At 33.9% G+C, this 24,332-nt stretch carries 22 protein-coding genes; 13 read left to right on the forward strand and 9 right to left on the reverse strand.

Annotated features, from left to right (window positions below; genetic code table 11):
• Positions 1 to 158: 158 nt before the first annotated feature.
• Complete coding sequence (locus QO200_RS18520) at positions 159 to 893, reverse strand: SIMPL domain-containing protein (protein WP_371543258.1); 735 nt, start codon at positions 891 to 893, stop codon at positions 159 to 161.
• A 169-nt stretch (positions 894 to 1,062) separates the two neighbouring features.
• On the opposite strand from QO200_RS18520, the gene kynU reads away from it, so the two are divergent.
• Positions 1,063 to 2,343 (forward strand): kynureninase, encoded by a 1,281-nt coding sequence (gene kynU, locus QO200_RS18525; RefSeq protein ID WP_371543261.1) that lies wholly within the window; start codon positions 1,063 to 1,065, stop codon positions 2,341 to 2,343.
• Positions 2,344 to 2,442: 99 nt separating this feature from the next.
• Here kynU and QO200_RS18530 read toward each other — a convergent pair whose 3' ends face one another.
• Positions 2,443 to 3,081 (reverse strand): flavin reductase family protein, encoded by a 639-nt coding sequence (locus QO200_RS18530; RefSeq protein ID WP_371543264.1) that lies wholly within the window; start codon positions 3,079 to 3,081, stop codon positions 2,443 to 2,445.
• A 139-nt stretch (positions 3,082 to 3,220) separates the two neighbouring features.
• Entirely contained in the window at positions 3,221 to 4,783 is a 1,563-nt protein-coding gene (locus QO200_RS18535; RefSeq protein ID WP_371543267.1) for a hypothetical protein, read from the reverse strand.
• A gap of 199 nt (positions 4,784 to 4,982) precedes the next feature.
• On the opposite strand from QO200_RS18535, the gene QO200_RS18540 reads away from it, so the two are divergent.
• From QO200_RS18540 to QO200_RS18550, 3 genes are all read left to right on the forward strand, one after another.
• Positions 4,983 to 5,393 carry a YMGG-like glycine zipper-containing protein gene (locus QO200_RS18540; protein ID WP_371543269.1) on the forward strand — a complete coding sequence of 137 codons (411 nt, stop codon included), beginning with the start codon at positions 4,983 to 4,985 and terminating at the stop codon, positions 5,391 to 5,393.
• A gap of 167 nt (positions 5,394 to 5,560) precedes the next feature.
• Positions 5,561 to 7,951: a penicillin acylase family protein gene (locus QO200_RS18545; RefSeq protein ID WP_371543272.1), complete on the forward strand. Its 2,391-nt coding sequence runs from the start codon at positions 5,561 to 5,563 to the stop codon at positions 7,949 to 7,951.
• A 61-nt stretch (positions 7,952 to 8,012) separates the two neighbouring features.
• Positions 8,013 to 9,350 (forward strand): FAD-dependent oxidoreductase, encoded by a 1,338-nt coding sequence (locus QO200_RS18550; protein ID WP_371543274.1) that lies wholly within the window; start codon positions 8,013 to 8,015, stop codon positions 9,348 to 9,350.
• A 101-nt stretch (positions 9,351 to 9,451) separates the two neighbouring features.
• Here the strand turns inward: QO200_RS18550 and QO200_RS18555 are convergent, their stop codons facing one another.
• The 3 genes from QO200_RS18555 to QO200_RS18565 form a co-directional block, all read right to left on the reverse strand.
• Positions 9,452 to 10,873, reverse strand: coding sequence for a carbon starvation protein A (locus tag QO200_RS18555; protein WP_371543277.1), 1,422 nt, complete (start codon positions 10,871 to 10,873; stop codon positions 9,452 to 9,454).
• A gap of 80 nt (positions 10,874 to 10,953) precedes the next feature.
• On the reverse strand, positions 10,954 to 11,316 hold the full coding sequence (locus tag QO200_RS18560) for a cupin domain-containing protein (RefSeq protein WP_371543278.1): 363 nt from the start codon (positions 11,314 to 11,316) through the stop codon (positions 10,954 to 10,956).
• A gap of 57 nt (positions 11,317 to 11,373) precedes the next feature.
• Positions 11,374 to 12,918, reverse strand: coding sequence for a helicase HerA-like domain-containing protein (locus tag QO200_RS18565; RefSeq protein WP_371543281.1), 1,545 nt, complete (start codon positions 12,916 to 12,918; stop codon positions 11,374 to 11,376).
• 374 nt (positions 12,919 to 13,292) lie between these two features.
• Here QO200_RS18565 and QO200_RS18570 point away from each other — a divergent pair, with 374 nt between their 5' ends.
• The 7 genes from QO200_RS18570 (at position 13,293) to QO200_RS18600 (ending at position 19,782) form a co-directional block, all read left to right on the forward strand.
• Positions 13,293 to 14,111 (forward strand): MotA/TolQ/ExbB proton channel family protein, encoded by an 819-nt coding sequence (locus QO200_RS18570; protein WP_371543284.1) that lies wholly within the window; start codon positions 13,293 to 13,295, stop codon positions 14,109 to 14,111.
• Positions 14,112 to 14,148: 37 nt separating this feature from the next.
• Entirely contained in the window at positions 14,149 to 14,760 is a 612-nt protein-coding gene (locus tag QO200_RS18575) for an ExbD/TolR family protein (RefSeq protein ID WP_371543287.1), read from the forward strand.
• An 18-nt stretch (positions 14,761 to 14,778) separates the two neighbouring features.
• Complete coding sequence (locus QO200_RS18580; protein ID WP_371543289.1) at positions 14,779 to 15,348, forward strand: ExbD/TolR family protein; 570 nt, start codon at positions 14,779 to 14,781, stop codon at positions 15,346 to 15,348.
• 33 nt (positions 15,349 to 15,381) lie between these two features.
• On the forward strand, positions 15,382 to 16,179 hold the full coding sequence (locus QO200_RS18585; RefSeq protein ID WP_371543292.1) for an energy transducer TonB: 798 nt from the start codon (positions 15,382 to 15,384) through the stop codon (positions 16,177 to 16,179).
• A gap of 233 nt (positions 16,180 to 16,412) precedes the next feature.
• The gene (locus QO200_RS18590) at positions 16,413 to 17,336 is read left to right on the forward strand and encodes a PstS family phosphate ABC transporter substrate-binding protein (protein ID WP_371543294.1); all 924 of its coding nucleotides are present in this window, start codon (positions 16,413 to 16,415) and stop codon (positions 17,334 to 17,336) included.
• Between the two features lie 16 nt (positions 17,337 to 17,352).
• Positions 17,353 to 19,023, forward strand: coding sequence for a hypothetical protein (locus QO200_RS18595; protein WP_371543297.1), 1,671 nt, complete (start codon positions 17,353 to 17,355; stop codon positions 19,021 to 19,023).
• Positions 19,024 to 19,149: 126 nt separating this feature from the next.
• Positions 19,150 to 19,782 carry a 7-carboxy-7-deazaguanine synthase QueE gene (locus tag QO200_RS18600; protein WP_371543300.1) on the forward strand — a complete coding sequence of 211 codons (633 nt, stop codon included), beginning with the start codon at positions 19,150 to 19,152 and terminating at the stop codon, positions 19,780 to 19,782.
• A gap of 79 nt (positions 19,783 to 19,861) precedes the next feature.
• On the opposite strand, the gene QO200_RS18605 is transcribed toward QO200_RS18600, so the two are convergent.
• On the reverse strand, positions 19,862 to 20,146 hold the full coding sequence (locus QO200_RS18605; RefSeq protein ID WP_371543303.1) for a hypothetical protein: 285 nt from the start codon (positions 20,144 to 20,146) through the stop codon (positions 19,862 to 19,864).
• Between the two features lie 39 nt (positions 20,147 to 20,185).
• The gene (locus tag QO200_RS18610; RefSeq protein WP_371543305.1) at positions 20,186 to 20,893 is read right to left on the reverse strand and encodes a class I SAM-dependent methyltransferase; all 708 of its coding nucleotides are present in this window, start codon (positions 20,891 to 20,893) and stop codon (positions 20,186 to 20,188) included.
• A gap of 85 nt (positions 20,894 to 20,978) precedes the next feature.
• Here QO200_RS18610 and QO200_RS18615 point away from each other — a divergent pair, with 85 nt between their 5' ends.
• Positions 20,979 to 21,473: a YkgJ family cysteine cluster protein gene (locus QO200_RS18615; protein ID WP_371543308.1), complete on the forward strand. Its 495-nt coding sequence runs from the start codon at positions 20,979 to 20,981 to the stop codon at positions 21,471 to 21,473.
• Positions 21,474 to 21,508: 35 nt separating this feature from the next.
• Here the strand turns inward: QO200_RS18615 and QO200_RS18620 are convergent, their stop codons facing one another.
• On the reverse strand, positions 21,509 to 22,807 hold the full coding sequence (locus QO200_RS18620; RefSeq protein ID WP_371543311.1) for an exo-beta-N-acetylmuramidase NamZ domain-containing protein: 1,299 nt from the start codon (positions 22,805 to 22,807) through the stop codon (positions 21,509 to 21,511).
• A gap of 86 nt (positions 22,808 to 22,893) precedes the next feature.
• Here QO200_RS18620 and QO200_RS18625 point away from each other — a divergent pair, with 86 nt between their 5' ends.
• Positions 22,894 to 24,129: an ABC transporter permease gene (locus tag QO200_RS18625; protein ID WP_371543314.1), complete on the forward strand. Its 1,236-nt coding sequence runs from the start codon at positions 22,894 to 22,896 to the stop codon at positions 24,127 to 24,129.
• Positions 24,130 to 24,332 lie beyond the last annotated feature (203 nt).

Consider the following 24,332-nt stretch of genomic DNA (forward strand, 5'->3'; position numbering starts at 1 on the left):
TCTTGCATTGAGATATATTTTATAAATGCAAAAGTCGTTATTTATATATTTCCCCACAACTTTTAGACTTGATCCATTTCCACTTCACACGAGCGATAGCGAACTGGCGAAGCAATCCCTCACGCAATTGCCAGTGTGTAATAGTGTTTTTTGGAAAACTAGTCCACCTGATACACTAGTTTTATTGTAATAGTTGCTGTTTTGTTTTTGGAATTGGTATTGAAAGAACCGCCGTAAGAGTAATCTTCAGATGAGTTTTGGGCTATAATTTGGAAAACTCCCATGTCAGATTTCTTTAAATTACCTAAAGATGCATCAGCATTCTCAGCAATACTTTTGGCTCTGTTGCTGGCATCTTTTGTGGCTTCGGCAATCATTTTTATTTTTAATTCAGCAAGTTTAGTATAGTAATATTCAGGAGCATTCGAGTAAAATTCTACACCAGTATTTATTAATTCGCTGGATTGTCTGGAGATATCTTCGATTTTATTTACGTCTTTCGATTGGATACTAACCTCTTGGTTCAGGGTGAATCCGGTAAATATTGTCTGTCTGACAGTTCCGTTTTCATTATAACTGGTTTCGTAATCTTTGTTGAAAGAAATGGCAGAAAAGATAATAGTAGCAGCAGGGATTCCTTTGCCTAATAAGTAATTTTTAATTTTTTCACGGTCAGCGTCTAAAGATGCATAGGCGTCCTTTAATGTACTGTTTTTTTTAGAAAAGGATCCTTTCCAAACAATTAGATCTGATACGAAGTCTGTTTTTCCTAAGCCGGTAACACTTATAGTTTCACTATTTTTATTTCTGTTTAGAAAAGCATTGGAAAACAAAAAAGCAGAGATTACTACCGCTATCGAAAGAATAATTACGTTTAGGCTGTTTTTAAGCATTTGATTGGGATTTAAATACAATCAAATATAGTTATAATTTAAGTCTTAAGTGATATGGCTTCAAGGAATGTTCCGTTTGATATTAGACTTTATTTAACTTAGAAAATAAAGGAGTTGCACTTTGTACAGCAATAAATATTAGTTATTTTTACAAAACTAAATTATAACCATGACTTTCGAAAATAATAAGGAATTTGCCAAACAACTTGATTCACAGGACAAATTAAATAAATACAGAGACGAATTCATTTTTCCAAAAGTGAATGATAAAAAAGTAATTTATTTCACTGGAAACTCATTGGGCTTACAGCCCAAAAGAACCAAAGCCTATGTAGATGAAGTAATGAAAGATTGGGCAGATTTAGCGGTTGAAGGACATTTTTATGCCGAAAAACCATGGTGGGATTATCATGAGCGCTTCGCTGAACCGTTAGGTAAAATAGTGGGAGCATTACCTTCTGAAGTTACTGTAATGAATACATTAACGGTAAACCTTCATTTGTTGATGGTTTCTTTTTACAGGCCTACAAAAAAGAGATACAAAATTATTTGTGAGGAAAAAGCATTTCCTTCAGATCAATATATGTTTCAAAGTCAAGTGCATTTTCATGGATACAAAACAGAGGATGCTATTGTAGAAATTAAACGCCGCGATGGAGAACACAACATCCGTTTAGAAGATGTCTTGGCTAAAATTAAGGAAGTTGGTGATGAACTGGCTTTGGTTTTAATTGGCGGAGTGAATTACTACACGGGTCAGGTTTTTGACATGAAAACGATAACTGCTGCAGGACATGAAGCTGGTGCCGTTGTAGGTTGGGACCTTGCTCATGCCGCTGGAAACATAAAATTAGATTTACACGATTGGGATGTTGATTTTGCTGCCTGGTGCAGTTATAAGTACATGAATTCAGGACCTGGTAATGCTTCTGGATGCTTTGTACATGAAAAACACCACAATAACCTTGAGTTACCACGATTTGCGGGCTGGTGGGGACATAATAAAGAACGCCGTTTCAAGATGGAACCAACGTTTGATCCTGTTCAAGGGGCAGACGGTTGGCAAATCAGTAATTTGCCGGTACTTTCTTTGGCGCCTTATTTGGCTTCGGTAGCAATGTTTGATGAAATAGGGATGGATGCGCTTATTGAGAAAAGAGATAAAATCACTTGCTATTTAGAATTTATTCTTCAGGAAATCGACAAAGAAGTGGACAGTAGTTTTGAAATAATTACGCCAACGGATCCAGCCGAGAGAGGATGTCAATTATCCGTTTTACTTCATGGGGAAGGAAGAAGTTTGTTTGACTATTTAATGAAAAGCGGAGTTATCACAGATTGGCGTGAACCTAATGTGATTCGTCTAGCTCCGGTTCCTTTGTACTGCTCGTTTGAAGATATGTATGATTTTGGACAAATATTAAAAAGAGGAATTGAAGAAATTCATTAAAAAGATTAAAACCCATTGACAAATTAAATGTTTATTTGTTAATGGGTTCTGTTATTATCGAGTGGTCTGAGATTCAAAAAAGCTAAATTTATTTGGTTTTTATTTAAAAAACGATTTTGTAGGAGTGTCTTTTCTCGCATATTCAAAACGGTCAAGTAACTTTGGTAAACAATAACCATCAACACCATTTAGAGTAACGACATTTCCTTTTTCTATTTGTAGCCAGCCATCTTCATGCTTTAGTTTTGCATCAAAAAACAGCTTTTCTATTGAAGCAATAATATGTATGGTGTCATTTTCTTTTATGTAATATTCATTTACATATTTGCAATACAATTGTACTGGACTGCCTTTTGTAAAAGGAGTAGATATGCCTTCTTTGTACTCTTCTTCAAGATTTGTTTTACTAAATTCAGATACTCCACTTTCATAATTAGCTGATGTATGATGTGCGTCAATAATCATAGTCTCTGTAACATGATTTACAGTAAAATATCCCGTGTCTTTTATGTTTTTGTATGTATCTCTCGGAACCGTTGTGGGCCGAACAATAAAGCCTATCAAGGCAGGATTACTTCCTAAATGGGTTATACTGCTAAAAATAGCGACGTTACTTTCCCCTTTTAATGATTTGGTAGCAATTAAATTTGCTGATTTGTAACCCGTGCAAGAATTGATTAAATTTAATCGTTCCACTTTTTCGAGTTTAGAAAGATCATCTTGAGTAATTGCAGTCATAGTACTTTGTTTTACGTGTTTTGTTTAACAAAAATACGTAAATAATAAACAAAACTATGAACGGAGTACATTTTTTTATTATAGAAAGAACACTCATCAATAATTATTTTATTGCAAATCAGTTTTTTATATACTATTTTTAAATTAAAATTTGTTTCAGTATTGCTGCAATATTGAGCCATAAGAAATTAAAGAATGATTTTTCTGGCATTCTTTCGACATTGGCTTTAGTATTAATAATTTCTCCATCGGAGTCTTTTTTAACGATCAAGTTAGCCAATGCACTTTTTAGTATACTCTTTTTTTCAGGAGCTCCTTTTCTGTAGAGTGTTACTTTTAAATCATGATATTTTAAAGAAGCATCTTCATACGAATTAAAATCATTTCCTTTAATGGTAAACTTCAATTCATCAAATATGCCTGTTGTAGACGCATTAAGATAGGGTTTTGTAAATCGAGATAAATGATTGGTATTTAAATTAGATACAATACCGTGCATCGTAAATCGATCTTTTTTATCCAGAACATTAAACTTCCAATTGAGTTTTAAAGGAGAGCTTTTCATGAACTTACAGCGGATATCAATAACGACATCTGCGAGTTTTTTTTGAAGATATCCGCTTTGTATGTGAGTTGCCTTGAGATTAAAATCATCAAAAGTTAGGATTCCGGGTCCTTTTTGAAAGTTGATTTCTTCTTCATAGACTAAAATAGAATTGCGTATGGCAAGGGTGTCCAGTTTCAATGGGAATTTTAAATCCCGAAGGAGTTTACTGTAAAATGGTTTTTTAGTTAAATCATCGGCAGGTAATTTGTTTCTATAAATATTTGCTGATAACTTATCTACTGTGACTGAGTTCGCATCAAAGAATATTTTTTCATTTTTGAAACCCCAGTCTATATTGTTGATTTTAATAAGTTCTGACTTTAATGTAAAAAGGTCTTTTTCTTGCTTTAGTTTTTTAACAAATTCCCTACGACTGTATTCTGGGATTAATTTAAATTTTTTAAGAATAAAGTTATTTGAAGTAGTTTGGAAATGTTGTGCTGTAATAAGGTACGTGTCATTTACTCGAAAATAGATGCTGTCAGCTTTGATAGCGTAATCTTCATAGGAAAAAGGAACCTTCTTTTGTAATAAGTCATCTGTAATCACAATCCCATCTATATTTAAACCTAAGTTAACAACACTTAGAATAGGTTTGTTTGTTTTTGTGTAGATAATTTTAAGACTTCCTTTATTCAGCATAACGTTTGAAACCATAATAATTTCTTCAAATGGTTTTACAACCTCAGAACCTAAACTCTTAGAATTATTAATTGCGTGCTGTGTGTTTTTATAAAGGGTAACTTCTGGAGTTGTAATAATAATATTATTTGCCTTTATACGATTATTAAAAAGAACATCCCATATTTTAAAATCATTTATTTCAATGGATTCTATTTTAGCATAAATGCCTATTTTTTTTAAACTGTCTTGCTGTTTTTTCTTTGGCGAAATTCTTAATCGGGATGCTTTTATATTTTTTGATAAAAGATCAATTTGTAAATCGCTATAAGTAATAGCATAGGCTGTAGGGTTCTTTTTAGCAATAATCATGGGGAGCTGCTTGTTTAACCAAAAGATCAATCCGAAATTAAGGATTAGGGTTAATATAAGCAGACTTAGAACCACTATTGCTATCTTTTTTATTGTAGTCATGAGCTTTTTTTCTTTGTACTATAAAAACACGTATTTAATTCCGTTCAATATTTTAGTACTAGAAATATAAAAGAACAACTATATTTATAAAATTTTATGCTAAAGCTTTAATTATATAAACATTTAATCTAATTTTATAAGTTTTGGTCATGGTTTTTTATGTTTCTTTGCGTCGTTATTAATTATTAAAAACAAAATTATGAAAGCATTATACTTTATAGCACTGTCTTTGTTAATCGTTTCTTGTAAAAATCAAGGAAAAATGGATTTAGAGGCCGCAAAGAAAGAAACTGTTGACTCTATGGAAGTTGCAATTCAAAAACAGAAAGTGATTGACTCCATGCAGGTGGAAATGACAAAAGTAGAAATGCAAAAGGAAACGATTATAGTTAATCAACCGGGAGCTAATACAACGACTACTACAACTACAACAACAAAAAAGAAGGGTTGGAGTAGTACGGCAAAAGGTGCTGTAATTGGTGCAGGAGTTGGTGCAGCTACTGGAGCGATTATAAGTAAGAAAAAAGGACAAGGAGCAATAATTGGTGGTTTAGCCGGAGCTGGTGTAGGAGCTGGAACTGGTGCTATTATTGACGGAAGCAAAAAATAAAAATAAATAGTTTATCGGTAAAAAAAGTGTTTAAGTTCCATTTGGAATTTAAACACTTTTTTTATTTTTAATCAAACTCATGTTTTTTGTTTTAGACGGGAGAATGAAATGTATTTCGCTGAAATAGAGTCTAAATTATTTATATTTGTTGATCTCAAATTATAAAAATGAAAATTATAAAAAAAATCCTCTTAGTTTTAGTTTCGCTAATTGCGATTGTAATTGTTGGATTAGTGCTGTATGGCTTTTACTTAAAGCCTAAATATGAGGGTAAAGTGGAGTTAGAAAGTATTCACGATGAGACTACAGTCTATTTTGATGATTTTGGTGTGCCGCATATTTATGCAAATAATTCTATAGATGCCATGACTGCTTTGGGATATGTCCATGCACAAGATCGCTTGTGGCAAATGGAATTAATGCGACGTATCGCACCAGGTCGTTTGTCTGAAATTTTTGGAAAAGTAGCTTTAAATAACGATATGTTTTTTGCTGGTCTTGGTATTGAGGAAGCTTCAGAAAAAGCGATTGCAGGCTTAGATACAAATAGCGAAAGTTATAAATTAACAGTAGCATATTTGGACGGTATTAATCAATACATGGATGAAGGGGTAACTCCAATAGAGTTTCAATTGGTTGGCGTGAAAAAAAATAAATTCACTATAAAAGATGTTTATAATATTTTCGGTTACATGTCCTTTAGTTTTGCCATGGCACAAAAAACAGATCCATTGTTGACTGATATCCGTGATAAATATGGGATGGAATACCTTAAAGACTTTGGCCTTGACGGGGAATTAAATACTACTATAATTAAAAATGCAAAGGAAAATCCACAGGAGTTTTTAGCTATTTCAAAGGCGGTGGCTGCTTTATTAGATAATTCACCTATTCCTCCATTTGTGGGAAGCAACAGTTGGGTTATTGCGCCTAAGAAAACTAAAAACGGGAAAGTTATTTTTGCCAATGATCCGCACATTGGGTTTTCGCAACCGGGAACATGGTACGAAGCCCATATAGTAACACCAGAATTTGAATTGTATGGCTGCTATCTGGCAGGAACGCCTTTTCCTTTGTTAGGTCACAATAGGGATTATGCTTATGGTTTGACTATGTTTGAAAATGATGATATTGATTTTTACCAAGAAGAGAATAGCCCAGAAAATGCTAATAAATATAAAACACCAATAGGTTTTAGTGATTACATAATTAGAAATAAAGTTATAAAAGTAAAAGATAGTACGGATGTAGAGATGAACGTAAAGGTGAGCCGACACGGTCCTGTCATGAATGATTTGATAGTTGGATTAGATAATAATAAGCCGGTGGCCATGTCTTGGATTTATACGCAGCAACCCATTCATATTCTAGATGCAGTTTATACGCTATCTCATGCTGAAAGTAAAGCTGATTTTCAAAGGGGTGTAGCGCTTATTTCGGCTCCTGGGTTGAATGTGATGTATGGGGATGCTAAAGGAAATGTAGCTTGGTGGGCGACTGGTAAATTATACAAACACAATGAAGGTGTAGATACTCATTTCATTTTGGATGGTCCTTCTGGAAAGGATGATATTACAGAATATTTGGATTTTTCCAAAAATCCTTCGGCAGTAAATCCAGAATGGAAGTATGTGTATTCGGCTAACAATCAGCCTGAAGCGATTGATGGTTTCTTGTATCCAGGTTATTATCTTCCAGAAGACAGAGCCAAACGAATTACCCAGTTGTTAGAGCCAAAGTCAAACTGGGATAAAAAATCGGTCGGCAAGATGATTACGGATAATACTTCATCAGTAGCACCAGAGGTGGTTAAGAATTTAATTTCTAATTTAGATACGAATTCACTTTCGAAAAATGAAAAGGAAGCAGTTGCTATTTTAAAATCTTGGAAAGGAACAAATAATACAGAGGATGTGGCTCCTACGATTTACAATAAGCTGATTTATATGTATCTGAAAAATACTTTTAAAGACGAGTTGGGAGAAGAGGGGTTCAAGCAGTTTTTAGCTACACATATTATGAAACAACTTATTGCTAAACAAATGGCAAATGAGAATTCTATGTGGTGGGATAATATAGAATCTAAAAACAGAAAAGAATCCAGAAGCGAGATTCTTTCAAAATCATTTAAAGAGGCAATCGCTGCATTAGAAATACAATTGGGAGAATCAGTTCCTGCTTGGACTTGGAGTAAGGTACATGTTGTAGAGTATGAGCATCCGTTAGGGAAAATTGCTATGCTTAGAAAAATATTTAATGTAGGACCATTTGAAGTTTCGGGTTCTAATGAGGTAATCAATAATCAGATGTTTGATTATACCAATGAAGCAAAATATGTGGTAAAAGGTGGTCCGTCCTCTCGAAGAGTGATTGATTTTTCCGATATTGAAAATAGTTGGAATGTTCTTCCTACGGGTCAGTCTGGGAATCCATTAAGCATTCACTACAATGATCAGGCAGAAATATACAACGCAGGCAATTTTAGGAAAATGATGCTCAATAAGAAAGAGATTATTAAAACTTCAACAAAATTGGTGTTTATTCCGATTAAAAATTAGAGGTTTTTAAAGTCCTTAAAATAATAAATCAGTAATTTTGCTTAACTTTTTATAGAAAATAATGCAAACTCCAAAAAAGATAGCAGTTGTAGGTTCCGGTTTAGTCGGATCTTTATTAGCTATTTACTTACGCAAAGCAGGACATACCGTACATATATACGATCGAAGCCCTGATATTAGACAAATTCAGTTCTCAGGACGTTCTATTAATCTAGCAATGTCAACTAGGGGTTGGAAAGCGCTAGATTTCGTTGGAGTAGGGGATTCGGTTCGTGAAATCGCAATACCTATGGATAAACGTGCCATTCACTTAGTTGATAAACTTAATTTTCAAAATTACGGTCAAGAAGGGGAAAGTATTTATTCAATTTCCAGAGGAGATTTGAACCGGAGAATGATCGATTTGGCTGAACAAGCTGGCGCCGAATTTTTCTTCGAACAGAAAATTTGGGATGTTACCTTGTCTGAAGCTACTTTGCACATTGGAGAAACAGAAAGAGGAGCTTGGGAAGAAAAGAAGTACGATATCGTATTTGGTGCTGATGGTGCTTTTTCAAGAATACGACACCGCATGCAGCGCCAAAGTATGTTTAACTATTCTCAAGAGTTTTTAAATATTGGTTACAAGGAATTGAATATTCCAGCAAATCCTGATGGCTCTCATAAATTAGATAAAAATTCATTTCACATTTGGCCACGCGGCGAATATATGTTGATTGCATTGTCTAATTTAGATGGTAGTTTTACCTGTACTTTGTTTATGCCTTTTGAGGGTGAGAATTCTTTTGCATTGCTCGAAAACAGAAAAGACGTAGAGTTGTTTTTTGAAAAAAACTTTCCTGATTCGATTGATGTCATCCCGAAATTAGCAGAGGATTTTTTCAAAAACCCAACAAGTACTTTGGTGACTATGAAATGCTACCCTTGGACATATAAAGATAAAATTGCATTAATTGGGGATGCTTGTCATGCGATTGTGCCTTTTTACGGACAAGGAATGAATGCTGGTTTTGAAGACATTTCGATTCTAAATGAAATGATGGAGAAATACGGGGATGATTGGGAAACGATATTTTCTGAATACCAAAAATCGCGTAAGCCTAATGCTGATGCGATTGCAGAACTTTCCTATCGTAATTTTATGGAAATGAGTTCTAAAACAGCAGATGATAAATTCCTATTGCAAAAGAAGATTGAAAAATGGTTCTCAGACAAACACCCAGATAAGTGGATTCCCCTTTATAGTAGAGTCACATTTAGTGACCGACCTTATGCTGAAGCTTTAGCAATTGGAGATGATCAAAATGCTATTATGGAGGAAATTTTAAAAATGGAAAACATAGAAGCTCTTTGGGATAGCAAAGAGGTTGAGAATAAGATCTTAGCTTTTTTAAATTAAAAAAAAACAGTCAAGAATTAGTGATTTAATTCTTGACTGTTTTTTTTTATTATCTACGGTTTGCTTTAGCTATAGCGTATGCACTTCAATGCCTTTATTATCTATTCAGATTTAGGCAATTCCTTATTATTCTTTATTACAGCAAAGAATAAAATCGTTATTAAAGTAGCAATCACAATTCCAACAATATCTGAGGTTACTATGTCTAATCCGAAACCTATGGTAGGATCATAAAAAAGGAAAGACCCAAGAACAGATGTTATGAAAAATGCAGGCACTAAGGCAATAATATAAAGGGTTTTTCTTTGGTGCAAATAAACCGTTCCAATCCATAACGCAATTGCTGCGATACTTTGATTTGCCCAGGAAAAATATCTCCATAGAAGTTGGAAATCTATTTTTGTAAGGATAAATGCAATTACAAAAAGAGGTATTGCAATCATAAATCTATTTTTAAGAGACTTCTGATCAATTTTCAGGTAATCTGCAATAATCATTCTGGCTGCTCTAAAAGAAGTGTCTCCAGAAGTTATTGGTAAAACGATAACACCTAAAATAGCAATTGTTCCGCCAATTGTTCCTAAAAAGACCGTTGCAATTTTATGAACTACTCCAGGAAGTCCTTCACTTGCGAGTAAGGCGCTAAGGCCCTCACCACTCATAAGGCTCATTGCAGCTGCAGCCCAAACCATAGCAATAACTCCTTCAACAATCATCATTCCGTAAAATATTTTTCGTCCGTCTTTCTCATTTCTAATGGTTCGGGCGATTATTGGCGATTGCGTAGCGTGAAATCCAGATAAAGCACCACAGGATATCGTTAAAAATATTACTGGATAATAGGGAATATCTTTAGGATGTAGATTTGTAAGAGTTAATTCCGGAATTGGATTTCCATAAAGAAACATCCCTATTGATACACCTACGGCACTCAATAATAATAGAAGCCCAAGAACAGGATATATTTTTCCAATGATTTTATCAATTGGTAAAATTGTGGCTACGATGTAATAGATGAATATAGCAATTACAATTAAGGTAAACATATTTAAATCTTTACCTATAAGGTCATCTATCATACTTGCTGGTGCAGAGATAAAAACAGTTCCCACTAAAAGTAGTAGCAATACGGTGAAGAAATTAACCACGTGGCTAAAATATTTACCTAAAAATAGGGAAGCCAAAGCAGGTAAGTGTGCACCGCCATACCTCATGGAAATCATCCCAGTTAAATAATCGTGGACGGCACCGGCAAAAATGGCACCAATGACTATCCAAAGGAAAGCTACGGGACCGTATAAGGCTCCTAATATTGGTCCGAAAATCGGGCCTACTCCTGCAATATTTAAAACCTGAATTAACGAGTTTCTATTACTATTCATGGGAACAAAATCTACTCCGTCTGCGTGGGTGTATGCAGGAGTAGCTCTGTTAGGATCGGGTTTAAATATGTTCTCAACAAATTTACCGTAAAATATATATCCCAACACTAATAAAATGATGGACGCAATAAATGTTATCATAACGCTGTATTCAATTAATTAAAATTATTTAAGAGTTTGAAGTTAATATTATTAACAACAAAAAAAGGAATTTACTCTACTTATTCTTCACGATGCACTTTAGTAAAGTCAAAAGCAGGCTTACATATAGCGATATATTCACATGGCTCGTCAAACGGATTTGAGTATTGAACGCGGGTATTTTTTTCTATTTTTATCGATTGTCCCTCTTTTAGAACGATGATTTCATTGTCGATAATAAACTGTTTTTTACCTTTAATGACATAAGTATATTCTTCAAACTCCGGCGTTTGAAAAGGTTCACTCCATTTGGGAGGTGCTACCATATGAGCGATTGATATTTCCGGATTGTTGTTTGCAGCTAAACCGTGGTGCTCTTCAATCAATTTTCCGTCAGTTGTAGGAACTACAAAAGGACTATTTTGTATCAAGTATTTTTTCATGACGTTCAAATTTAAGTAATTTCTCCTAGTTTATTTAAGAGATGTTTTTAAATGATTTTATTTTTTGAATATTTTTGTCAGTACACCAAACACTCCTCTAATAAAGGTAGCGCTGGTAAGTACTTTAATAACCGACTTGCTTACAGTACTGTTTGTATAACTTGACTTAGTCGCTCTGGTTTTTGCTGTCTTTTGTTCTGCTTTTTCATCCGCTTTTTTTTGAGCTTCTGTCGCAGTTTCGTCTTCAATAACGGTGATTTTCTTATTTAGCATTTCATAAGCGCTCTCACGATCAATAAGCTCACTATATTTCTTGACTAATCTAGATTTGTTATTAATGTCTTGAATTTCATTTTCGGTTAAAATATCCATTCGGCTCATTGGAGCTCGCATCATTGTAGCGACAAGCGGAGTTGGAATTCCTTTTTCGTTTAAAGCGGTAACTAAGGCTTCGCCAATTCCTAAACTAGTCAATACTTCGCTTGTGTTGTAATACTCAGAAGTAGGGTAGTTGTCAGCCGTTAGTTTTATGGATTTTCTATCCTTAGCAGTAAAAGCTCGTAATGCGTGTTGTATTTTTAGACCTAATTGTGCTAATACGCCGCTCGGGACATCCATAGGATTTTGGGTTACGAAGTAAAGTCCAACTCCTTTTGAGCGAATTAGTTTTACAATCATTTCTATTTGATCTAATAATGCTTTGCTAGCTTCGTTAAAAATCAAATGTGCTTCGTCAATAAAGATCACTAACTCTGGTTGTTCTGAATCACCTTTCTCTGGCATTTGCTGGTAAATTTCAGCAAGGAGACTCAGCATGAAAGTAGAAAATAATTTTGGTTTGTCCTGAATATCCGTTAATCTAATGATATTGATGTAACCTTTTCCGTTTTCATCAATTCGCATTAAATCGTCTATGTCAAAAGACATTTCGCCAAAAAACAATTCTGCTCCCTGTTGTTCCAGTTCGATTATTTTTCTAAGAATGATTCCCGTAGTTGAAGTAGAAATCTTTCCGTAGTTTTTTGTGATTTCATCTTTTCCTTCCTCTGTGATGTAATTTATTACCTTTTTGATGTCTTTAAGATCTAATAAAGGCATCTTGTTGTCATCACAATATTTGAATATTACTGACATCACCCCAGACTGCGTGTCATTTAATCCTAGAATCCTGGAAAATAATACCGGTCCAAACTCTGAAACAGTCGCACGTAGTCGTACTCCGTTTTGCTCGGATAGCGTTAATAGTTCTACTGGAAATTTAGCTGTGTTATAAGGTAGGTTTATTTTGGCGTGTCGTTCAGTAATAAATAATTTTTCTTCACCTTCCTTGGCGATACCGCTAAAATCCCCTTTGATGTCCATCATTACTACTGGAATTCCAAATGATGATAGTTGCTCTGATAAAACTTGAATAGTTTTGGTTTTTCCAGTTCCCGTAGCGCCCGCAATTAATCCATGTCTATTAAGTGTTTTTAATGGAATTTTTACATGGGCATCTGCTAAGGCTTCGCCGTCAAGTATGGCTCCTCCCAGAATGATACTTTCTCCTTTGGAAGTGTAGCCCTCAGTAATATCCTTTATAAATTTTTCTTTCCTATTCATAGCATTTATCGTGTTGAATTTACTTGCAAGATATTGTTATTATTTGAAATCAGATAATTTTGGCATTTACTGCAGTTTTATTCCTCTTTTATTGCTAATAGCGGAAAAACTTATTTTAACTGATTAAATTCTCTTTATTGATATATTGTTGTAATATTTCATAAAAATATAATTTATATGTCAAAAAAGATTAAATTTGTTTAATGATATTTATTAAAATTCATATATTAAAAAACCTTAGCTTTTTTTTGGATAAATTAAATTCGAATTAAATTAAAAAAAGTTTTTTTATTTGAACTAAACATATAAATTTGCGGGACTACAAGTTTATTATAACTAAAATAAATTATTTAAAACTATTAAAATTAAAGAAAATGGCAAACGTTAAAAAAGAAAGCACTTCAAACGGTGGAGGAATGGTTTCAGGACTTATTATTGTTGCGTGTATTGGTGTTGGTGTGTTGATCTGGAAATTCATCATGGGTAACCCTTCGAATTTTGAAGGTGGAAATATTGAAACAGGACATCCTTTGAATCTTTTAGGTCAAGTTTATCATGGTGGTGCAGTTGTGCCAGTATTATTAGGGATGTTATTAATGGTTCTTGTTTTTTCTATCGAAAGATATGTTGTTATATCTAAAGCAGCAGGTAAAACTAAATTGGACACTTTTATGACAAAGATACAAGCAAGTATCAAACAAGGTGAAATTGACGAAGCTATTGCAGCATGTGATAAACAACAAGGTTCTGTTGCAAATGCAATTAAATCTGCATTAGTAAAATACCAAGCAGTGAAAAAAGAAGGATTTAATAGCGAAGAAGCATCAGAGACTATTCACAAAGAAATAGAAGAAGCTACTTCACTTGAAATGCCAATGTTACAAAAGAACATGACAATTATCTCGTCATTAGTTTCTTTAGGTACTCTTATTGGATTGTTAGGAACTGTATCAGGGATGATTAAAGCGTTTGGTGCATTGGCGGCAGCTGGTACTCCTGATCAAGCAGCTTTAGCAAATGGTATTTCTGAGGCACTTATTAATACTGCAACAGGTATTGGTACTTCTGCTGTAGCAATTATCTCTTACAACTTTTTTACTTCTAAAATTGATGATTTAACATATTCAATTGATGAAGCGGCTGTATCTATTGTAAATACTTACAGAAAATTCAGAGGAAGTTTGAAGCAATAATTATATTGATATTTATATCAAATAAAAAACAAAAAGAATGGCTAAAATAAAAATTAAAAAAAATCCGGGGTCTACTGATATGACCGCGATGTGTGATGTCGCATTCCTTTTGCTTACCTTCTTTGTAATGACTTCGACAGCTAAGATACCTGAGGCATTGCCCGTGGATACTCCTTCCTCAACAGTCCAGACTAAATTGCCTGAAACTGATTTGGCTACATTAACTGTAGGTAAGGGAAAAGTGTTCTTTGATTTGAAAGGGAAAGAAGTTCGAATGAGAACTTTAGAGTTGATGGGAGAGAAGTACAATGTTACTTTTACTGATGAGGATAAAAACACATTTTCAAGAATGGATGATTTTGGTGTGCCAATTCTTAACCTTCAACAAATTATTGAAATGAAAGCATCTGATAGAAGTAAAGCTGGGCAACCTGGTATTCCTACAGATTCATTGGATAATCAATTGAAAGAGTGGATCTATAATGCTCGTATTGCGAACATAGAGGTAAACGATAAAGAATTGCAGGTCGCTATTAAAGGTGATGCAAAAGAAGAATATCCTGCCATTAAAAAAGTGATGGATATTTTACAAGAGCAAAAAATCAATAGCTTTAGTTTAGTTACTGGTTTAAGAGGAAAAGATTTTTAATAAAAAAAAGACACTAAAATGGCTGAATTAAATACCGGCGACGGTGGAGGCGGAAAAGGTGGTAAAGTAAGAAGTAAAAAATCAAATGCAAAAGTAGATTTAACTGCTATGGTGGATTTGGCTTTCTTATTAATCACATTCTTTATGCTTACCACGACGTTGTCTAAACCTCAATCGATGAGCTTGGGGTTGCCAGATAAAGATCCCACCAAAGATAATGTGGATATGAAAGTTGACGAAAATCGTACGATGACAATTTTGTTAGGTGCTGATAATAAGTTAGTTTACTATGTGGGTTTATTAGCTACTCCAATAGGAGGGCCTAAAGATTTGGCTTTTGGGAAAGATGGTATTCGTAAAGAATTGTTGTCTAGACAAAAATCAGTTTTAGCATATTCTGCAGCTAAGGGTAAGCCTAAAAACGGATTAATTGTGATTATCAAACCAAGTAAGAAATCAAATTATAAAAATTTAATTGATATACTTGATGAAATGGCAATTGTTGGGGTTGGAGATTTTGGTAATTACGCTATCGTTCCTGAATTTTCTGCTGAAGAACAAAAATTGTTAGAAGGAAAACAAGAGTAATCTTATTCCCCAATAACCTAATAATTAAGAAAAATGAAATTAGATATATTAAAAAACCAATGGCTTGATATCGTATTCGAAGGACGTAATAAAACTTACGGAGCTTATGAATTAAGAAAGTCAAACAGAAAAACTACTATTAAAGCGCTTATTCTTGGTGCTCTATTTTTTAGTTTTGCTGTTGCAGCACCTCTTATCATAAACTTAATTCCTAAAGGTGAGGAGCAAGAGATTGACAGGGATATAAAAATCACTGCTATAAAATTGCCGCCTAAGAAAGAAGAGCCAAAATTAAACGTTCCACCACCACCACCACCACCACCTAAAGTGGATGTGGTTAAGTTTGTGAAACCGGTGGTAGCTAAGGCAGAAGAAGTGACTGAAGAGCCGCCGAAAATTGTCGAGATTAAAGAAAAAAAGATTGGTGCGGAAACTATAAAAGGAGATCCTGATGCGGTTTTAACTGTTGCTCCAGTTGGTAATGGTCCTGCAAAAGTGGTAGAAGCTGATGATAATCAAATTTACAATACGGCAGGTATCGAAGTAAAACCTGAATTTCCAGGTGGTATGGATAAGTTTTACGGTTATGTAGGGAAAAACTACCGTGCTCCTGAAGAGGAAGGTCTTAAAGGTAAAGTTTATGTAACTTTTGTGGTAGAAAAAGATGGTTCTTTAACAGATATTAAGGTTTTAAGAGATATTGGTTATGGTACAGGAAAAGAAGCAATAAGAGTGCTATCAAAATGTCCAAGATGGAATCCAGGAATACAAAATGGAAAACCGGTTAGAGTACTATACTCTCTACCGATTACTATTCAAACAGCGGATTAATGTTGGAGAAAATATTTAAAAATATTCAGGAGAAATCGCTTAAAGAGCGATTTCTTCTCGTTTTAGCAATTTTGTTTTTCATACTTTATTTTGTCTTGGGATTATTTATTATCTTTATGAAGGATTTTCCTATTGATATGAATATGACGTACAGAGTAGCATTTGGAATTCTTCTTATTGTTTATTCTTTTATAAGGGGTAGACGTATTATAACAGATAATAATGATTAGTGTATGAAAAAGTTAGTTAGGCTGCCATTTTTTATAATTATTTTGTTTTTTGTGCTTTTTTATGGGTGCAAAAAATCTGATGGTGACAAGGAGACTATACTTAAAGGTAAAGCAACAATCCTTGTTGATGAGACGTTAAAGCCTTTAATTGAAGATGAAATTGCAGTTTTTCAAGGGCAATATAAAGCCGAGATAGAATTGAAATCGAGATCTGAAAATGAAGTAATGCGCGCATTTCTTAAAGATACTTCTCGTATCGTTATTTTGTCGAGAAAATTGAATGCTGAGGAAACTAAATATTTTGATCAAATTAAAATTAAACCTAAAACAACTAAAATAGGAACTGACGCAATTGCTTTTATAGCCAATAAAAACAATAATGATACGTTAGTAGCTTTGACAGATGTTATTCTTTTTATGCAAGGCAAAGAGCAAAAAAGTATAAAAGGTTTGGTTTTTGATAGTCCAAACTCTAGTACTGTGCGTTATATGAATGCATTGGCAGGAATAACGGAAATGCCTAAAGAAGGGGTTTACTCTTTAAAATCGAATAATGATGTTGTGAAATTTGTGTCTGAAAATGACGGAATGATTGGTGTTGTAGGTCTTAATTGGCTTTATCAGCCATCGAGTGAAATGAAGGACCTAGTGAAAAACATAAACGTATTAAGCGTTAAGGGAGAGGCTAATGATGGTTTTTATGCTCCTACACAAAATAATTTAGCGGAAGGGAAGTACCCTTTGGCACGTGATTTGTATATAATTAATTGTCAGGGATACTCTGGTTTAGGAATGGGGTTTGCTTCATTTGTTGCTGGAGACATCGGACAAAGAATAATTTTGAAAGCAGGGCTGTTGCCGATTCGTATGCCTGGAAGAAAAGTTATATTTAAAATCAAATCAAATAAAGAAAATGAACATGAATAAATCAAATAAAGTTAAAATGAACAAATTTAAAATTCTAGGAGTTGCCTTTTTGGCCGGAATGACAGTGAGTTACGCTCAGGATATCGATCAAGCCAAAAAAGAAATTGACGCCGAAAAATACCAAGATGCTAAGGTAACTTTGAAATCAATTATCAAATCAGATCCGTCTGAAGGAAAAGCATTTTTTCTTTTAGGTAATATTTACTTATATCAAAGTATTGCGGATTCTGCAAAAATGACTTATCAAAGTGGTTTGACTGCTAAAGATGATGCTCATTTTAATTATATTGGACTTGGTCAATTAGACCTTAATAATGGAAAAGCTGCGGAAGCGAAAGCTAAATTTGATCTGGCGATTAAAGAAATGAGAAGAAAGGATTTTGAAGAATATGTTTATGTAGCAAAAGCGTATATGAACTCTATAAAGCCTGATTATAAAAATGCTATCTCTACTTTAAATTTAGCTAAAGAAAAAAATGGTGAAGAACCACAAGTATTATTAGCTTTTGGTGATGCTTATTATGGTGATAAAAATCAAAATCAAGCGTATTCTAACTACCGTAATGCTTTTCAAGCTGATAATAGTTTAATTAGAGCTAAAGTACAATTAGGTGTTTTACTTAAAGGAGCTAAAGCATACACTGAAGCTGTAGCTGCTTATAATGAAGTGTTAGCTACTAATCCTGGTTACGGACCACTTTACCGTGAATTAGCTGAAACGTACTATTTATGGGGACTGAATGTTCCAGGTAGACAAGATGAGTATTTAAAAAAAGCCTTAGGATATTACGAGAAGTATATGACTTTGACTGACTATTCTCTTACTTCTCGTATGCGTCATGCTGATTTCTTAATCTTAGCTAAAGATTATAAAGCTTTAGAGATTGAAGCAAATAAAATGAAAGAGTTAGATAAGGTGAATCCTCGTATTTATAGATATTTAGGATATTCTGCATACCAAAATGGTAATGTTGATTTGGCAATTAAATCATTGGAAGATTATATTGCCAACCCAGATAATAAAGTGATCAATTTAGATTATTTCTATTTAGGTTTGTCAAACATTAAAAAAGCAACGAGTGATGATGGTACTTCTATCGAACCAGTTCTTTTTGAAAAAGGATTAGTTTCGATAAGAAAAGCTGTTGAAATGGAAAAATCAGTTACTAATGATTTAGGTGAAGTAGGTAAAAACTTATATGAGCAAAAATTGTATAAAGAAGCTGCTGCTGTTTTAGAAATTGCAACTAGTAATAAAGAATCAAATGGTTTTCTATATGACAACTATTACTTGGGAAATGCTATTTATTTTGATAATGCTAAACCTGGAATTGTAAAAGATACTGTTGCTTTGAAAAAAGCAGATATTGCTTATGGAAATGTTATTACAGCATCTCCTGATACTCAAGACGTATATCTTTCTCGTGCTAGAACAAATAGTTTGTTAGAAAATGATGAGGCTATGATTATGTACTACCAACAGTATATAGATCTTGTTACTAAGAAAGGACCTGAGGAATTGGCTAAACCAGCTGTAAAAGCGAAGCTTATTGAGTGTTATAACACAATGGCTGCAGGTTACGCTAACTTTGATAAAGTAAAAGCTAAGGAATATTTCCAAAAAACTTTGGCAATCGACCCTACAAATGCTTATGCTACTCAATCGTTAGGTATTCTTAACAAGTAGTAAGTCATAAATTTTTAAAAAACCCGATAGTGTAACGCTATCGGGTTTTTTGTTTTATACCAAATGTATCAGACTCCTCAATCAAGTCCTTTTTATTTAGTTATCTTTGCATTTTAAATTACAAAAATGTTATCAAAAGAAATACAGTTAGAAGTTAATAAAGGAGCAATGCTTCCATTGATGGAAGAGTTTTATACGATTCAAGGAGAAGGTTTTCATACGGGAACAGCTGCTTATTTCGTGAGAATTGGAGGTTGTGATGTAGGTTGCCATTGGTGTGATGTTAAGGAAAGTTGGAATGCTGAATTGCATCCGCCTTCGAGTATTGATCAAATTGTGGATAATGCAAAGAAATATGCAGAGACAGTTGTGGTAACGGGTGGAGAACCATTGATGTGGGATATGAATTTATTGACACAAGCATTAAAGGATAATGGAAGAAAGGTTCATATTGAAACTTCAGGGGCCTATGATCTTACCGGAACATGGGATTGGATTTGTCTTTCACCAAAGAAAAATAAATTACCTACTAAAACGGTTTATGATAAAGCGCATGAATTGAAAGTAATCATTTTTAATAAACATGATTTTATTTTTGCAGAAGAGCAAGCCGAGTTGGTAAACGACGATGCTATTTTATTTCTTCAGCCTGAATGGAGTAAGAAAGAAGAAATGACGCCGCTAATCGTGGATTATGTGATGAATAATCCAAAGTGGAGGGTTTCGCTTCAAACGCATAAATATTTGAATATACCTTAGTCAGTATAGTGAAAACGTAAAAAGCCAAACAACAATTTTTGTTTGGCTTTTTGCGTTTTATAGAATAAAACAATGGTTTTTACCAGTTGTCTCTTTTTTTTAATTCGGTAACATGTGGTAAATGATGATTTCCACGCCATGGATACGTCGCAATTATTTCTTTAAGTGCAAATTCATTTCTGTTTTCGGGGTGTATGAATTTTTTTTCTAAATCTTTTTCGGATAGGCTATTCATAATATAAGTCAGTCTAAAGTGTAAGACCTCAAGTAATGATAAAGTGGGTTCGATAGGCATAGTTAGACTATCGTGTAAATCAGACCACAGATTTTCATCATATTGTTTTATGACTGGTTTGTTTTCCATTTATCATGGTTTTACTCTTTTAAGGCTTTGGAGTTGATTTTAAGTCGAAAGTTTTGCCAAATAATCATAATGCTCACCTTCTAAAATCAATTCTGATTTTAAGTCATTGGCGTAAGCCGCATTTTGAAGGGTATTGTAATCAATATACATCCAGTCAAAAGGTTTTTCTTTTTCGCCTTTGTAAGCAATGTTGAAAACAACTTCGCCATAATAGGCATTATCAGATGGAATCCACTTTCCTCCATCTTCATCGTCATCAAACATGTAAATAATATCAGAACTATCCATTAAAATTTGGCCTCCGGGATGCAATAGGGACTTAAGTTTTAAAAGGAATTTTGGTATGTTTTTTAGTTTTCCACACATGCCAGCGCCATTCATCAATAATAAAATGGTATCGTATTTTTCGTTTTCAAGGGTCATTACGTCTTGTACTCTTGCGTCTTTTATTCCTCGTAATAAACATGCTTCAATAGCATTTGCAGAAATGTCGATTGCCGTTACTTCTAAATTTCTTTCATTTTGCAAAGTCAAACTATGGCTTCCTGCGCCACAACCTACATCCAGAACTCTGCCTTTGGCAAGTTGAAGTGCTTTTTGTTCCATTTTTGGCATTTCGTTATAGGAGCGGAATAAATAAGCGACACTCATTTCGTCTTCTTCAGATATAGTTGTTTCTGTAATTAAATTTTCAGGAGAATTATTCGTCTGATAATCGAGGATGGCTTTGCCAAAAAGGTCTTTCATTGTTTGTATTTCAAAATTCAACATTCATTATTCAGAGTTCATCATTCAAAAAGTGTAATTTTGCAAAGAATTTTAAACTCTAAACTTGAAACCTACTTTAAACGAACTTGGAAAACTTGCCAAAGATAAGCATATAGAAAACAAAAAGTATTTCGATAAGCTTAAAAAGAAGACGCCTAAAAATTTAGATTATGTTATGCAAGACCTGCATGATGCTGAATTCAAAAAAACGGATTGTTTAAAATGTGCGAATTGTTGTAAAACTACGGGGCCTTTATTTACATCTGCCGATATTGAGCGAGTGTCAAAATACCTTAAGCAGAAACCACAGCAGTTTATAGAGCAATACCTTCGCATTGACGAAGATCAGGATTATGTATTACAAAGTGTGCCTTGTATTTTTCTAGATCATGAAAATGCTTGTATGATTTATGATGTGCGACCAAAGGCTTGCAGAGAATTTCCACATACTGATAGAAAGAAGTTTCAGCAAATAACAGATCTTACGTTGAAGAATGTTGCAATTTGTCCTGCTGCCTTCAATATTGTAGAGGAAATGAAGAAAAAATTGCCGCTATAGCTATTAGCTGTTGGGCAGCATGTATTTTCTTTTTCTTAGTAGATCAAATATTTCTCTCTCATATTCTTAAATTGGTCTAAACCGCTTTTCCAGCTCTTTCTTATATCGGTTTCTGATATTTGAGCCATTATTTGTTGTTGCAGTTTTTGTGTTCCAGCCAATTTTGTAAAGAAAGGATTGAAAAAGGTCGATTTGTCTGTTGTGCTAGTGTAAGCTTTAATTAGCCATTTCAATTCCAGTTGGTGTACTTCAGTCTGAGTTGATAAATCTTCGCCGAAGCATGTTACTCCATTGTAAACTGGATTTTGTGCTCCCACATTTGGCGTAGGGATAAAACTAAAATTGCTCTTTGCTAAATTGGGAGAGCCGTAAATTTGAAACTGTTTTTCAGTTCCTCGTCCAACGCTAACATTTGTTCCTTCAAAAAAGCATAAGCTGGGATATAGATTTATTGCTTGGTCGTTTGGTAAGTTTGGAGAAGGTTTTACGGGAAGGCTGTATTTTTTGTTTCTATTATAATAAGAGCATGGGATTACTGTTAGTTTGCAAGTTATTCCATTTTTAAGCCATTTTTCACCATTAATCATCTGTGCATATTCGCCTATGGTCATTCCGTGCAATACTGGAATAGGATGCATTCCTACAAAACTAGTAAATTCCTTTTCTAGAATTGGTCCATCAACAATACTTCCGTTAGGATTAGGTCTGTCCAGAATAATTAATGAAATATTATTTTCTGCACAAGCTTCCATGATATAATGCAGTGAAGAGATGTAAGTGTAAAATCGAGCTCCCACATCTTGTAAGTCAAAAATCATAATGTCTATTCCTGCTAATTGTTCTGACTTTGGTTTTTTATTATTGCCGTAAAGTGATATAATAGGCAATCTAGTTTTAGAATCCATTTCGTCGGTAATATGTTCTCCGGCGTCAGCAGTACCTCGAAAGCCATGCTCTGGCGCAAATATTTTTTGGATATTTATTTTTTGTTCTAATAAGAAATCAACTAAATGAATTTGCTTTTTTTTACTTGTAAGACTTGTAGCGGGTTCGTTAAGTAAAACAATGCCTGATTGGTTGGTAACGACACCTATTTTTTTGTCTTTTAGAAGAGGTAGGTATTCTTCATGATTATCAGCGCCAGTTTTAATCAAATGTATTTTGGTAATTTTATCTGTTAATGGTGTTGCTTTAGTGAAGGTAGAAGTAACTAATACGCTGTCTTTCGATTTCTCTTGCTGCAATACCTTTGTTCTGTTAATTGAGCTGGAGCAAGAAATCAAAATTAATGCTAGAACAGAGGCTAAAGGAATATTTTTGAAAATAGAAATCATATGGTGGATTATAATAAAATTAGTGTCAATTAGTGTTATTCGTGTTTTAACTGTATTTTTGAATCCAAATCAGATACTTAATTAAATTGAATTTAGAATACTTTATTGCCAAAAGACTTATAACTGCTAAAGATTATAAAAGTAGTATATCTGCGCCTATTATAAAAATTGCAATTTCTGCTATTGCCATCGGAATGGTAATGATGATTGTATCAGTGGCGACAGGAATTGGACTGCAGCAAAAAATCAGAGAGAAAATTTCTGCCTTCAATGGGCATATCATTATTTCTAATTATGATAACAATCAATCCGAAGTCACCTTAGTCCCTATCTCAAAAAAACAGGACTTTTATCCCAAGTTCACAACTGTAAAAGGAATAGATCATATTCAGGCTATCGCTAGTAAAGCAGGGATTATTAGAACAGAGAATGCTTTTGAAGGAATTGTCTTTAAAGGAGTGGGGGGGGATTACAAGTGGGACAATATAAAGGAGTATCTCGTTGCTGGAAAATTACCAGATTTTTCTAATAAGGTAAATGAGGATGTAGTAATATCTCAATTTCTTGCTAATAGGTTAAAACTTAAAGTAGGTGATGCGTTTACCACTTTTTTCATGAAAGAAGGTCAGAATAAATTACCTAATATCAGGAGATTTAAAATCGTCGGAATTTTTAATTCTGGCTTCCAGGAATTTGACGCGACCTATGTATTAGGGGATATACGACATATACAACGTATAAATAAATGGAAAGCAGATCAGGTAGGAGCATTCGAAGTTTTTGTAGATGATTTTGATAATATAAAATCGGTAGGAGAAGAAGTATATCAGCAAACTGGATCAACGCTTGATACTAAAACTATCATCGAAAAATACAGTTATATATTTGAGTGGCTTCAGTTATTCGATTTTAATATTATTGTTATATTAATAGTTATGATATTAGTGGCTACAATCAACATGGTGGTCGCGTTATTGGTTCTTATTTTGGAGCGAACTCAAATGATAGGAATCTTAAAAGCACTAGGGGCTAATAATTGGACTATCCGTAAAATATTTCTGTACAATGCGTCTTATCTAATTCTTCGGGGATTGTTCTGGGGTAATCTAATTGGGATAGCGATTTTACTACTTCAGAAATATTTCGGAATAATCAAGCTAAATCCTGAAAATTACTACGTTGATCAAGCTCCGGTATATCTTAATTGGGGATACATTGCATTATTAAACGGGCTTACCATTAGCGTTTGTTTTTTAGTGTTGCTAATTCCGTCTTATATAATAACCAAAATTTCACCAGTTAAAGCAATTCGTTACGATTGATATAGTATTTGGGCGTTCCGTATTATAAAAAAAGAGGCTATACCTATATATACGGAGTGGCCTCTTTTTTTATAATCGGTCGGGCTATTCGCTACAAGTCCTCGCCGCGATTCCACTTCGTTGCATCGGGACTGTGGGCTTTTCACTACTATCCCTAACGCAAAGAAAGGAGGTTAGAGGTAAAACACACAACGAAAAAAGAA

The organism is Flavobacterium sp. Arc3 (assembly GCF_041431375.1).
Classification (GTDB): domain Bacteria; phylum Bacteroidota; class Bacteroidia; order Flavobacteriales; family Flavobacteriaceae; genus Flavobacterium.